Below are 14653 nucleotides of genomic sequence, written 5' to 3' on the forward strand. Positions count from 1 at the left end.
ATACATCAGACTTGAAAATAGCACGAAGGGTGGTATTTATATACGAAGACTGGGTTGCAAAGAATATCGATGCAAGTGTTAGTTTCCCATTGGAACTATATGGGAAAGATTTTCAAGAGGAATTAATTTCTCAATTTGCACTATGTTGACAGCATCACCAATTATTACATAGGAGTAAATATGTTTTATTAAAAAAAAGGATTCAATAGTTAAGGAGTCATACATTTTATGGCTTATTTTTTCATTGTTAAGCAGGATAAAGGAGCTATATGGTAAATCATTTGGATAGAGTGTTCGAGTAAATATATGAAAAGGGGGATCGCGGTATGAGTTTCTTTTCTAGTATTCGAGAATGGGTAACATTTGCTGCAAATATTTGCATTCTATTAATTACTATTTACACATTTTATCTTACTTTCATTTCAAAAAAAATTAAGTTCATGTCTATATCTGAATCCTTCTCTATTACCGACGGAGATAATTTTTCGGTAGTTTTGGAAAATAAATCATTATCTCCGCTAGTTATAGAAGAAATATACCTCATTATTGATAACAAATATAAAGTTCAGGTAAAAAAGTTTGAAAGCCCATTAATATTGGAAGCATATACAGCACAAAAAGTGACATCACACAGATACTCATATACTGCTCCATCTTTACCCTCGCTCATAGGTAATAACACTGTTTTGGAAGTGAAGACATCTCGTAAGAAATTATATCTTCGCCTACATAAAAAGGTACCTAAAGTTACAAGGGAAATGAGAAATATTCCATATAATGTAGAAAAAATTACGAACACCTACAATGAAAAGATTGTACCGAAGAACGCAAAGTTTGTTTTGGTTGCATCAAAAGGGGATTGGCAGAAGACGGTTTTCATCTTCAAGACAGGTGTTATGACAGGCGAAATTCTTGGTTACAATGGTATGCCAGAAGAAGCTGTAAAAGATCAAGGAAACCTGCTTCGCTTTTTGGATAGCTGGCTTAAGCCAAATGGAGTGAAATACTACGTAAATCAGCTAACAAATTCATTCGTAGAAAAACCCACTGGTGATTATCAATCTACTGAGGAATAATAGAGTATTTACTCAACATGGATTTTGTCGCCAAAGACCACTAACCACAAACGACATCATTATTATCTACTCAGGGCATGTGGAGAGTGTGCCCTCTTGTTGTATAAGAATTTTTAAGAGAGTCAATATATCGTTGGGGGACGAATTCAAACTTAATGGCAACAGGTTGGTCAGCATATGTATTGCAGGTCCATAAATATTAATTGTCGTATTAATAATTCCATATCCAAGGTGTTCCAAAATTAAATTTGTATGAACCCCTTGATTAATTAGTAATGTAGCCAATGTATAATGAAGACCATGAAATCCGATATATCTTAAATTACTTCTTAATAAAGTTCCTAAACCCTAGGTAAGAGCATTCCTGATGAAAAGCTTTGATAACAGGATGGCAAAATATGAAGAAATAATTACTGTCTTGTAGTTATCTCCTAATCTATCAAGTCTTTTTCTTTGTAGATAGTATTTTCTTAGTTCTTCTAACATGGAAAAGGGAATGAGTACAGATAACAGTATAAACGTCCGAACTTGAGGTTCGGACGTTTGTTTTATTGCTTTGGTTTTCGAAATGTTTTTTATAAATCTTTAAAGGTTTCTTTAATTGTTCCAGTATTGAAAGGAACAGCGGAATCAAGGTTTCTGTAATAGTATACATAATGGTTATGTTGAAACAGTATTCTTCCTTTGCTATTTGTTACACGGACTCCAGGTTCCCATACAAAATTATTTTTTGAGGTGTTGGTTCCCAAAGCTATATCCACATTCCATTTAGCATAGTTATCTGATAGACTGGATTGGTCTGTAATATTTGCTGATTTCGTATTAAACGTCCAACTTACTGAGGGAACCAAACCAGAAAGCCCAACTGATGCAGACGATTCGGTATCAGTAGTGTATGGTCCATAAGAACGAATGGTCTGTGTATTATCGGCTAATCCAGTATGTTTATAACGCATTGACAATTGACGTGTTTGATAATCGTTTCTTGGCTCTGACTGATTAAAATACTTAACATCCCAGACGGAAACTTTTTTCTTATCTAATGTGGAAGTTCCTTTTTTTGTATAGTCAACGTTGCTCGTGTATACTCCAGCTAATTCATCTCGTCTTTCATCTCTAATTCGATACGTGTAAGATTCAGAGCGAGTATCCTCATCAGATGAGATTGAATTTTGATTTTCAGTTTCTTCAACTTTGTCTTTAATATGTGTACGAATTTCATCTAAAGGTACTTCTTCTACCTGATCAAAAATGTAATCTACACGAATAGAACTGTCTGATTCGTATACCCCTACACCTATTAAAGTTGGTGCTATACCTTTATCTGTGTTGGAGCGATCAATTTTTAGCTCCGCCTTGGTATATTCTTCAATTTTTTCGGTGTCTATTTCTTTCCCCTCATTATGAATAAAATAATAGTTGTTTTTATCACTGCTTAAGAATTTTAATGGTTTTGAAGATTTTTCGTTCAATGATATCTCAATAATTTTTAGTTCCTTTTCTTTATTTTTTGCTAGTACACTTGAATTTGGAATTGGGGTTAATGATAAAATAGTCATAGCGCCAACAGAAAAAAGCATTGCAAATTTCTTCATATTAACTCCACCTTTGTTTTTTCATTTATCTAATAAAACCAAAAACTATAAGAGGAAAAGGGGGTATTTTTTATGGTTATATTTTTGGAACTCCTGCTTATTGTTGTATTAGGTTATTTTACAGGGATATTATTCGGAGGAGAGAGTAGCATCATATTAGGAGGAATATTCTGGGTGTTAATTTTTATCCTCATCCAAATGCATACTAAACAAAAATAGACCCCTTCCAATAGCTACCAATGGTTATCAATATGATGAAGCATCCTAGCTGTCTTCAACTAATAGTTGAAACACGGCTTTATTTTGCTACAAGATTTTCTGTACAGATTATTCAAATGTGAGACAACTATTTTTCCATTAAAAAATATTTTTTCCCTTTTGAACGCAAGGGCATGATAAACTTGAATAGAGCATTTTTTAAATGCTTGTTATGGGGTGTTCCAAAGCTTTCTGAGGGCATATGGGAACATCCCGTATTTATTGCTTTTTTAGATTCCTGCGTTCGACATCTATCATCGCTCCATGCTAACATCTTTCAGCTCCTTTCTATGAGTATTCCTTTTTAGTTAACCTCCTTTCTCTGGCAACCACAACAACGATAAAAAATATAAAATTCTATTTTTTACATTGATTACCAGTCATTGAAGTTAATTATATATCAGTAGGAACAAATTTTCCTAACAGAAATTTCTGTTAATTAATATAGATTCTTTTCCTAATTCAATCAAAAAAAGAGAGGATGTCCTCTCTGATTACCAGCCTTCACCGTATGTGTAAGTGCTTGACAAACTTTGATCCGTTCCGAATGAGGCTGGTATTTCAAAATTCATTGCGATAAAACTTAATAAGAACAGAATCATGAGTGAAGACGTTAAAATTCTTTTCATAATGGTTGTTCCCCCTTGCCATAATGTTAATAAATTTTTCTTTATGCTCTTCAGAAGGGTTATACTCATAATGCATTAGCATAATACTTTTTAATCGTTCAACATTTTTGAACATGAGTGCCAATTCTAACGCCTCAATATTATAATTAAACCCTAAGTAAGTTTCTCCTTTCATAAGATAATATGTCGCTAACGCTTGAAATAACCTTAATTTATATTTTTGACTAAGTTTATCTGTTTTGCAGGATAATTGTTCGATTTCCTTTTTGTACTTTTGTAAGAGCACTTGAATATCTTGCAGCATTTCTTTTTGAAGATAGACCTCTATAGCTACAGGTAAAAATGTAAATATTTTTTGAGAGTCAGAGGAAAGTAGTTTTAAATGTTCGTTAATAAATTCTACATGCCCCATTTCAATGAGAAGTAGAGTTTCATTTATTTGAGCTAGCTTAGCATCACCATAGCAGGCATATTCCCTAATAACACGGATTCCATTAATCAGATCATTCATCCCTTTATAGCTTGAAAATTCATACAATAGAGCAGTAGCAATGTATTCTCTGCTTTCTTCCTTCATTGCTAGGGCTTTTAATTCGGTAGAAAATTTTAGTAATTCATTCCATTTTTCTACCGTGTTATAGAACGTTAATATTTTGTAATACGCTTCTAGTTTATATTTTTTTGGCAGTATAGGAAGGTACTCTAAAAGCTGATAAAGGGTTTCATATCCAGATATAGTGATATCCACATCTCTAGCTATTAAAAATCTTCTAAAGTAAGAAATGGCTGTTCGTTCATTCCGTGTTGTACTGTTAGCAATTACAATGTCATATAAGGGCAGACTGTAATTTCTTAGATCGGAAGAAAAAATATGCTCTGCCATCTTAAAGGTGTTATCGAGAAGCCTTTTTCTGTCTGTATCCTCTTTGATCAATTCTATGATTCTCTTTGTAATATCGTATCGTTCTACGGTGATACAACTTATGAAAAAATCAGCAGTTTTTACAGGCGACAATTTTCCTGATTCGTTAAAGCATTCCCCAATAAAATACTCATAGAAGGTATCCTTAGATAACCCCAAAGCTTCTGTAATAATGTCTAATTGAGATAATACCAATCGGCGTTTGTTCTTCATTACATTACTGATAAGGACTGAATCAAGTCCAGTAGCTCGTCCAAGATCTTTTCGTTTCCACCCTTTGTGGATCAAGTGTTTCTTGTAAACGTTGTCGCAATTCTATCTGTGAAACTTGATAATTGTATTCCAAGACGTGCATTAAATCTATCCTCCTTTAGTTTTTGTAAAAATAAGGAATTTTATTTACCACATCATACTTTAACTAGATATTATTGTAAATAAAAATAAAAGGAAATTAGTATTGTTTTTAAAAATATTAAGTACCCATGGCTTCCTGTTTGCTGGAGGAGGGAGTAGACTCTACTTATCAATGCGTATTGTTCCATTGTTACATTTTTAAAGCAGATACTAATAAAATATGTGATAGTTGTTTAAGAATATCTATAAAATAAATAAACAATCTGCAATTTTCAATAGGGAAAAAGCTAGGGGTTATAACGAATTATTACAATTTGTCATAAACTAAACGTAGGATTTAGAAGCAGCAGATATAAAATTTTCAATCACTCAATCTAAGCGTGGAAAAGACTCATTTTATCGATTAATCTCCACATTTGGTGCAAAATATGCTGTTTTCGATCACGGATCATATGATCTAGTATCAATTGAATGGGATCCAGAAGTTGCTTCCTATTACGATGCAGTAGTAGGAAATGAAAAAAGAGCCTCTTTAAGAGATGGAAGCAAAAGAAAACAAGGTATCTACATGTTTAATGTATACGATTACAGAGAAGATTTTGATACTTATGCGGCAGTATATGTTGAACCTAAAGTTAAGGATAAATGGTTAGAATACGGTTCGAAATATACCCATACTTATGTGACAAGCGGGTCTGGTTCAATTGGGTAAGCATCTTTTAGTTTTGGGAAGGGGAATATTGGAACATCGTTGTCCTATTCAATAAACCCTTCTAGTAATGAAAGCTCTTGGGAAAAATGGGATGATGGAGCGGTTAAAGTAAAATATTAGTAATAATGTAAAAGGAGGCATCTATTGGTGTCTCCTTTACGAGTAGTTTATTCAAAATAACAGGAGGGTAAAGAATGATGCGGAAATTCATATTAATAATAAGTATATTCATACTGACTTCTTGTGGCAATCAGGCGGTAGAAACAAACCATGCAACAAATACGACATTAGTACATCTTTTTAATCGTGGGTACTCTGTTTCTTTATTTAACTTTGGCGAGATTGTAAACAAGCTTTCTGAGATTAAAACTAAGGATAATATTACATATATTAATGGAATGGTTGAAACTTATTTGACCAATAATTCGCAATTTATGGTGTCAATGATTGTTTCGAGCGATAAAAGAGGTGATAGTAAAGTAATTGATCCGGTTATCCACGAAGATATAGTTGATATGGTGCATAACCAAGTATCCTTTATGAAACAGATAAAGGAATTGCTAGATAAGGAAAGTCTACAAAAGATAAAAGGTCAGTCAAGTTATTATAAGGATATTTATAAGGCAGAGAGAGAATTAAATATGGACATTCCAAAAGGAAAGGATGGACTAACAAAATATAAATCTTCTTTAGAGCAAATGAATTCATTACTAATAAAAAGCATAGTTGAGGATTATAAAAAATGATTGAGAAAATTATGTTCTTAACCACAGAAGTTTGACGTTAAAAGTAACGGAGGTTTACCGAGTTTTTTCATTATGTATCATAAACCAAATACACCGATTATGTTCCCGCATACAACACATGTGGAGTAGGCTTGCTTGTTGGAGAGAAAATAAGAATAAAGAAAACGGCTAAAGTCCTTGTGTAGCAAGAATTTTAGCCCTTTTCAATCCCTCAATCTTATAAATGATTAAACGTAAGGAGAGTGTGACCGATTTACATTACGCTAATCCGATTCATTGCTTTGGTATGCTTTAGGTTTACATCATAATCATGTAATCCTTTTTTATTCTAGCTAGCCTCTAAAAATAGGAGAGGTACTGTTTTTCCAATGGATACTTCTCTTTTCTAGTGATTAATACTAGCTGATGGATTCAATGTAGTTCCTCCAATTGAAACTTTTATTTCATTAGTTAATGGAACATTGTATTCATCAATAATTGTTCTCCACCATTCCCATGCTAGACCTGTGCATTCTTTGGCCAAAATTCTTATATTTTTAGAATTAGGTGGAAGTGGTATTACGGTAGAGAAATGAGCTGTTCTGTTTTTGTAGTTTCCATCCCAAGTTTTGTGAGTAAGTACCTCATTTCCATCTTCATCATATGAAAATTCATCCCAGGATACTTCAAATTGAGCAACGTATGCACCATGATGATCAAGAATGATTTTACCTTTAGAATATTCTGTAGAGGTAGTCTCAATATAGTCTGTATTGTTATGAATAGCAGCAATTGAATTATCTTTTAAGAAAACACTGGTATATGAAATAGGGTATGCTGGATTTTTTAGACTAAATTCTGCATTATCTTTAATAATATTTCGTATTTCATCAAAGTCTTTTGTGACAACCTTGTTATGCTCTTTTGAATCTCCCCCTAATACTACAGCAGTAAAGGAGCTATCTTCAAAAATGTCTTTGTACTGTCCGCTAGCTTCTACATTGGTATCCTTGAGTAAGGCTTTAAATGCAGCTTGTACATCTTTGCTCTTAGAGGTTGTTTCTAATTTTACATAAATGGTTCGGCCATAAGCTACATTTGACACCATAACAGGCGGAGCGTCATCACTTACCCCTTTACGGGTTAGTTCCTTAAAAGTAACACTATCATCAAAGAGCTCTGATGGATTGTCTGGTAGCTCTGCATTTACCGTATAAAATATTTGCTTATACGCAGCAATCATCACTTTCTTTTCTCCGCTAGCAATAGCATTAAAGTCAATTCCTAGTGAATTGTTAAGAATTTTAGAGTTAACATTAAGAGCACTTGCTATTTGATTTTTGCTATAAACCATAGATTCTGCGTACTGTAGTCTTGCAGGTAAAGTATTTGATGTTGAATACTTTTCACTCCAAGTAGATACTAATTCATCGATTGCTCCAGACACATTACCATATGTTGGGTTTTCAACAGTTGTTGTATTTTCTCTTTTCATCCCAGGTAAATCTATACTAATATTCAAAGGTTTTCTCTTTGCCATTAACAAAGTAGGTTGATTTGCCACAAAAGAGTCGTTTGCAAGTTGTATTGCGCCTGGATAGGTACGATTCGCCACAGAATCAATAATAGAAATATCCACTGGTGAAGTTGTAAGTGATTTTTTCTCTCGTTTCACTACTATAAATTTACCATTTGATTTAACACCTTCTGTTGGGACATAACTATCTATTTGATCACCATTTACTGCTAAAATATCGTGAACATTATAGTTTAAGTTAGCTATTCCAGTATCAATATCATTAGGCTCGCTTGTTTCACTAGCTACACTAGTATTAGATTTTTCAGCAAAGGAAATAAAAGGATAAGTAAGAATGCATAAACTTGTACTTAAGCAAATGAGTAATTTTGTTACTTTTAAATGGTTTAGAATTCTCAAGAAACATCAACTCCTTTTGGTAAATCATACCTTCTATTATTAACATTTTGTATAGTTCCATAGAATCAACTTGTTAGTAATATAATGTTAAAACATATAAAAGAAGTGTCAAAATGAAGAGTAAAAGCCAAAAGAACCATACTCATGCATGGTATAAATAGTGCTTAAGTTTGATCGTTCTGGGCTAATTAGTGGAGGAATTAACTAGCGGGTTAGCGTGTCTTACTTGTCAATTTTGATTAATCTAGATATGTGGAGAGAGTGGCATACTTGATATATAAGGGTTTTTAAGAGAGTTAATATATCGTTGGGGACGAATTGGGGATGAAATTTATTTTTGGCCCTTTTTGTTTGATACGATGCTATGAAGCTTATCGGCAACGGATTGGTCAGCAGATTGCAATGCTGTCTATAAATATTCATTGTGTATTAATATTACCATGTACAACATGTTCCGAAATTAATCTTGCTTCGCTTTTGTCTAACTTAGGGAATAAAGGAAGTTGGAAGTTTGAATGTTCAAAAAAAGGGAAAATGTTGCTCATTTTATCATGCATACTCATTATTCTCTCTAGTATCTTATTAGTTACACCATTTGAGTCGCATTTGCTTATTTTATGCGCTTCCCTTTTTGTCTTTCTAAGTGGTGTATTAGTCATCCGATCATTGCAAAGGAGCCTGTAATAAGCAAAATTTACAATCTCACTAGGGTTTTTGAGAGTATATGAAGCATTGCTGTAATCTTTCTAAAGGGTGTACCTAAGCATGAATAGCTTATGGGAACATCCTTATTTTAGTTTTAATTAACTTTATTTTTGAAAATGGACATCTTATATTTTTAAGAAAGCTATCCCCCCATCCCCAAAAAAGTACTGACAGACGAAAGGCGAAGGTGGCTTACTTGTATGATGGAGATACAGTTATAACGTATGAGGATAAGCAATCATTGCAGGCAAAAGTCAGCTACGTTAAGGAAAAAACTTGGCTGGTGCCATGCCATGGAAATATTCGCATTATGCAGAGGATGGTATTATCAAGTATTTGTCTAAGCATTTTAACAAGCATAGAAATTGATAGATTACCCATAACCCAGCCGCCCCTATACAATGTGCTAGGGATTTAACGTCAGACTTGATCCAATATTTTCCCTAATCTATAATCAAATAGTAACATCTTCTATTTATAGTAACATCTTCTATTTCGATATTTTTGGGGAGGTGTAGTTAGTGGCACGGGTATTGTATGTAACGATTCCAGCAGAAGGTCACGTGAATCCTACATTAGGATTAGTAAAGCAGCTCATCGACAATGGAGAAGAAGTCGTCTATATGTGCTCAGAAGAATATCGGACTAGGCTTGCCCAGACTGGGGCACAATTTTTGGCCTATCAATTGGACGAACAGATATTTAGAGAGCTTGGTTTTAATCCAACCGAAATTAGACATCCGCTTCAATTCACCGATTTTATGCTGCGAGGCATTATTGAACCACATATTCCGGAAATCTTAAGGCAGGTAGAGAATGATTCTTTTGACTACTTAATTTTTGACTCCTTATTTGGTTGGGGAGGGGAAATTTTAGGGAAAAGGTTAGGTATTCCGACGATTTGCTCCGTTACAAACTTCGCTTTCGCTGGCCCTCTAAGCAAAATTATAGAAGAGATTGATGCAGGAGATTTAGATGTAGAGGCTCTTTATGAAAGACTAACGAATACAGCGCAAAGCATCGCGAGTGCATGCAACGTAGCTGTTCCTGCTATTGAAGATATCACTCGCCAATATGGTCAAATTAAGATTGTATTTACAAGCCGTGATTTCCAACCAGATGCTGATAAGCTTGATGATAGCTATATATTTACTGGTCCCTCCATTACACCGCGTCTTGATGCTCCTTCATTTCCACTTGACCGGCTTCGAGCTCAATATGACAAAGTTGTCTACATTTCAATGGGCAGTATCTTAAACAAAGATATCGAATTTTATAAATTTTGCTTTGAAGCCCTTCAAGATATCCCGGCTCAATTTGTGTTAGCGAGCGGTCAAGGCACGGATATGAGTTCGCTAGAGGACAGGATTCCACATAATTTTATCATTGAGCCGTATGTTCCCCAGTTGGAAGTGCTCCAGCAAGCCGATGCTTTTATTACACATGCCGGCATGAATAGTGCAAGTGAGGCTCTCTATTATAATGTACCACTTGTGATGATTCCGTTAAGCTCAGATCAGCCACTTGTTGCCAAGCAGGTAGAGGAATTTGGAGCTGGTATTACTTTAGATAAGAGTCAGCTTACCCCTGAAGCTTTGAAGTCCGCATTGTTGCAAGTGTTGAACGAATCTGCTTATAAACAGCATGCCGAGCGGTTAGGTGATTCCTTACGTAATGCTGGCGGGTACAAAGAAGCCGCAAGTCGTATTATGGCTTTGTTTTCTAAAGTATAAGATGTAGCATCACGCCAGTTTTAATAAACGTAACCTGATTACTTCATGGAAAATGGTGTACGAATATGACGCGAATATATAAAGTACAAAAGGCTCTCTATAGAGGGGATTTGAACACTGATATGGGTTTCTAGCGGACAGGGGGCGTTGAACAAGTAATTTAGTTTAAGACAAAAAGAGATGGTTATAATAATAACTTTAATGAACGCCCGAATCTCAAATTCGGGCGTTTTCTTACATAATGTTACTAACTAAATGATTCGATTGCTAATTACTTATCATACTCTTCTTGCACATGGCCAGTAAGTTTTATAGCGTCTCCTTTATCTATTTCGAACGACCCACCTAATGGAATAGAAAATCCTATTTTCACAGAGGAGGTGGAATGAAGATAATGACTATATATGTCATAAACTTCGCCCCTCCATTTCTTACTTCTCGGGGTAACATCTACTTTCATATATCCTCTCATGTCACGAATACGGTTTCCTGTATCAGGAAGATCAAATTTAAAAGCATATCCTCCTGAATCGCGTTGATCTGCACGTTTGCTTTTTTCTTTTTCTGGGACCCAATCATATATTGGATGGCCATATCTATCATATTCTCTAGTAAACTTAAATTCGTCATATTTAAAAACGAAATCTTCTGATCCTTTTACGATAGCGAGGTTCTGACTAGTTCCGATTGCCAAAATATCCTGATGAAAATCACTATAGTCAGGAGTACTTAAAAACTCAAATCGTGCGGATGCTTGGGCTTCTTTATCACCTTTATTTTTAATAAGCCACGTCTCTAGTTTCAAAATATCATTTTTTTCGACATCTGACCCTAGAGCATCTACTTTATTTGGAGCGTTTTTTTCCTCTTTTCGTGTGAGTAAATTAGCCTTCTCTTCTGCTTCTGTTTGTGAAAGTTCTTCTACTTTTGGATTGGAGTGTTTATTATAAGTAATCTCAAAGTATTCTTCTTTTTTAGAGACAATAGGGTCTTCATAGGAAAGATATTTTTTAATAGCTTCATCACTAAGATCATTTATATGTTTGTCTGAAAACTGGAAGGTTTCTTTAAACACTTTCCTTTGATCTTCCGTAATATTTTTGCTATTATTTGCAAATACGGATGAATTTGGTATAAGAAAAGATAAACCTATTGTTATTGCCAGCAAGGGTTTAGCAATATTCATCATAATCCTCCTTAAAGGGATATTTTTTTGTAAAGGGGTTTTTCATTTGAAAAGAAATAAAATGATTCTATTCACAATTCTTGTGGTATTAGTCATTTCAAATGTCTATTTTTATACGAAAAATTACACTGAAATAACAAAAATAGAATCTTCAATTGACACTAACTTTAGATCCAATTTGGCTGACATTGCAAAGTCTCTTAAACGTGACTCTGATTGGAATACAAGATATATTCTTGCTATATCTTTTTCCAGTAAACTACAAAGTTTAGTAGAGTACACTTCTTACTCTAAAAAAAGTTCATTAGTAGGTAGCTATTCATACATATTGGTAAATTTCTTTTTGAATCAGCAAAAGTTAGGTATCCAATTGAATACAGAGGATAATAAGACTCTTATAGCTTGTTTAGAAGTGTTATCCGAAAACCCAACCGATAAAGAAAAGATTGATCAGTTGCTAAGGGTGATTACAAAATAATAATAGGTATCACCTCATTTTAGTATTTTGAATGCATTAATACTTTTTTTACCGTTGTAACCTTGCTAGATTGCTTTTTCTAGCAAAATATTGTAGCTTCATTATCAAGTTGCTGCTTAGGTTATTCTTTCAATTTTGACTTCTTGATAAGAGCTATTCCCTATTCACACCGAAATGTTCTAGTTGTCATATAAGAATAGTTGAAAAACGGCATTGTATATCCCAAAAAAGGGGTCATAGGTTTCCGTACAACTAATTCATATTTAACAACTAGCGTTTATATTTCTCAAAAGTAACGATATACTCGTCTAGTTGATGACTCATTTGCTGTAGGATGGATGTGAAAATGAACCTTTTCTTATATACAACTGTTCTAATTCTGTGCGGAGGATTTCTATAAACATTAGTAAATCATTCTCTAATTGGTAATTTTCTGTTTTCATAATCTGTAACCGGATGGTAAAATATTCTTTAGTGACATTTTTGGTTGCTCAAGGTGGGGTGTTCCCGTAAGTTTAGCGATAAAGGGAACACTCCTTTGTGATTTTCAAAGACTATGGGCTAATTTCAATTCCTCCTTTCTTCCTCCTATGTATTAATTTACCACACCGTTTTGATAATTAATGGAGAATAAAAAAATTGAAACGTTCTTCAAATTTCGACAAATAATCACATAATTACAAACAAAAAAACGCTAAGATAATAGCGTTTTTAAAGAAAATGAGCTTATAATGTTCTCTTACTATCAGCCCTGTGGGTCATCAGTATATGGTTTCATGCTACTTGCTACATTATTGACTTCGAGTTTACCTGTAATTTCCATGGTAAAAAGAGAGCTTAATAATACAAGCGAAACAGTTGTGATAAGAACTAAATATTTCTTCATCAATTATCCCCCTCCTTTTCACCTTTATTTACCATATTATATACTTCCATTAGTTTTTTCAGAAGAGATAAATCTAAATCTTTTCCTTGTTCACAATAATGCTTAAAAATTTCTTTAGAAAAATCTAAGATGCCATTTATAGCGTTAATATTACTAAGAAATTGTATTCCTTGAAGATACGCGTTTATTCCTTCATCAGACTTGCCACATTTTAAAAGGTACTTCCCTTTGTGCCTGAAATATTTACCCAACTCTAAATACTTATAAGGTGTAATAATTTTGACAAAGGTATTCTTCTCTTCATGTTCTAAAACCTGCTGTAGAGAACTTAGATCTTTTATTTTATGTAATACTTCTAATAATTGATTAACCCTATGTAATCGATGGTTATCAGGAGCTTCTTCCACACATTCTTTTAACAAAGGAACAGCTTCCTGATGTTGTCCAGTTTTTGCGAGTATAATTGCACGTAAATATTTAGAACGTTCAGATATAAAAACATAACCCAACCTCTCATATTCTTGAAGATGTTCCTCTAACTCAGAAAATTTATCCATATAGAAGTAAGAATTACAAATTGCTAGAGCAACACGTTCTTTTATCTCATTGCTTGTTGTGTCTTCGGCATGTCCCATTTTACCGAGTTCAATACACTTTTCATACTTTTCGATACCATGTGCATGAAATGCCATTTGATAATAAAAACTTATCCGTTCTTCTTTGCTCAAAAAATTTGTGTAATATAAAATCTCTTCTCCGTCTCTAAATGTATTCTCTACTCTTTTGATATTCTGAATTTCAATCATGTATTTTTGATATAGTCCCTTGGCTATATACTTCGGTACTCCATGCTGTCTTGCGTATTTTACAATGACATTGTAAAGAGTTAACCTTGCTTCAGTGTCTTCAAGTGTAGAGGTAAGGTTATACAGATGTTCTAACATTGTGTAAGTATCTTTTTTAGGATTTCCAAGGAATTTTAAAGCTACTTTTGTAAGTAATGAGATATTTGCAATTTCAACGGCCTCTGCTAAAAATGTCTCCAAGATATCAGTACGTAGTTCGACATCAACGTAGCGATCAATAATTTCTTCGTAAGGTATGTTTATAGTATCTGCAATTAGTTTGAGATTTCTTAGTTCTGGACGCTTTGTTTCACCTGATTCTATTTTGGAAATGATTCCTTTGCTAACCCCTGTTCTTCTTGATAATTCTGACAAAGTAATTCCAAATTCTTCCCTTGTTTCTTTTATCAGTTCCCCTAATGTTGTGGAAGCTAAAATATCAGACATATAAATCCCCTTCCCGAATTAATAAAACATGATTTTTCTTAACATTCTAACTTGAATGTATAATTATGTAAATATGAATAAAATTTTGTAATGGTAGGGGAGGGGACTTAGAGACAAATATTGATAAGTTGGTCAGCATAGTGGTAATGAAGTTTTTTAGACTTAG

At 33.7% G+C, this 14653-nt stretch carries 10 protein-coding genes; 4 read left to right on the top strand and 6 right to left on the bottom strand.

Annotation, left to right across the window (positions count from 1 at the left end; all coding sequences use genetic code 11):
* The first annotated feature begins 326 nt into the window (after positions 1-326).
* Positions 327-1076, top strand: a complete 750-nt coding sequence (locus O0550_RS12125; RefSeq protein WP_258426419.1) for a hypothetical protein — start codon at positions 327-329, stop codon at positions 1074-1076.
* A 575-nt stretch (positions 1077-1651) separates the two neighbouring features.
* Here O0550_RS12125 and O0550_RS12130 read toward each other — a convergent pair.
* Both O0550_RS12130 and O0550_RS12135 read right to left on the bottom strand, forming a co-directional pair.
* A complete protein-coding gene (locus tag O0550_RS12130; protein WP_258420316.1) occupies positions 1652-2671 on the bottom strand; it encodes a hypothetical protein in 1020 nt (339 codons plus the stop codon).
* Between the two features lie 819 nt (positions 2672-3490).
* Complete coding sequence (locus O0550_RS12135; RefSeq protein ID WP_258426420.1) at positions 3491-4693, bottom strand: XRE family transcriptional regulator; 1203 nt, start codon at positions 4691-4693, stop codon at positions 3491-3493.
* Positions 4694-5740: 1047 nt separating this feature from the next.
* Here O0550_RS12135 and O0550_RS12140 point away from each other — a divergent pair.
* Complete coding sequence (locus O0550_RS12140; protein WP_258426421.1) at positions 5741-6292, top strand: hypothetical protein; 552 nt, start codon at positions 5741-5743, stop codon at positions 6290-6292.
* Positions 6293-6677: 385 nt separating this feature from the next.
* On the opposite strand, the gene O0550_RS12145 is transcribed toward O0550_RS12140, so the two are convergent.
* On the bottom strand, positions 6678-8207 hold the full coding sequence (locus tag O0550_RS12145; protein WP_096887904.1) for a thiol-activated cytolysin family protein: 1530 nt from the start codon (positions 8205-8207) through the stop codon (positions 6678-6680).
* Between the two features lie 1226 nt (positions 8208-9433).
* Here O0550_RS12145 and O0550_RS12150 point away from each other — a divergent pair.
* Positions 9434-10645: a macrolide family glycosyltransferase gene (locus tag O0550_RS12150; protein ID WP_258426422.1), complete on the top strand. Its 1212-nt coding sequence runs from the start codon at positions 9434-9436 to the stop codon at positions 10643-10645.
* Between the two features lie 271 nt (positions 10646-10916).
* Here the strand turns inward: O0550_RS12150 and O0550_RS12155 are convergent, their stop codons facing one another.
* Positions 10917-11831: a hypothetical protein gene (locus O0550_RS12155; protein ID WP_003335619.1), complete on the bottom strand. Its 915-nt coding sequence runs from the start codon at positions 11829-11831 to the stop codon at positions 10917-10919.
* Between the two features lie 46 nt (positions 11832-11877).
* On the opposite strand from O0550_RS12155, the gene O0550_RS12160 reads away from it, so the two are divergent.
* Complete coding sequence (locus O0550_RS12160; RefSeq protein ID WP_003335618.1) at positions 11878-12309, top strand: hypothetical protein; 432 nt, start codon at positions 11878-11880, stop codon at positions 12307-12309.
* A gap of 745 nt (positions 12310-13054) precedes the next feature.
* Here O0550_RS12160 and O0550_RS12170 read toward each other — a convergent pair.
* A complete protein-coding gene (locus O0550_RS12170; RefSeq protein WP_258426423.1) occupies positions 13055-13195 on the bottom strand; it encodes a hypothetical protein in 141 nt (46 codons plus the stop codon).
* Positions 13195-14487 (bottom strand): helix-turn-helix domain-containing protein, encoded by a 1293-nt coding sequence (locus tag O0550_RS12175; RefSeq protein WP_096887901.1) that lies wholly within the window; start codon positions 14485-14487, stop codon positions 13195-13197. Before O0550_RS12175 ends, O0550_RS12170 begins: the two co-directional genes overlap by 1 nt.
* Positions 14488-14653 lie beyond the last annotated feature (166 nt).

The sequence above is a fragment of the Brevibacillus halotolerans genome (genome assembly GCF_026891775.1).
In the GTDB taxonomy this organism is placed as follows: Bacteria; Bacillota; Bacilli; order Brevibacillales; family Brevibacillaceae; genus Brevibacillus_B; species Brevibacillus_B halotolerans.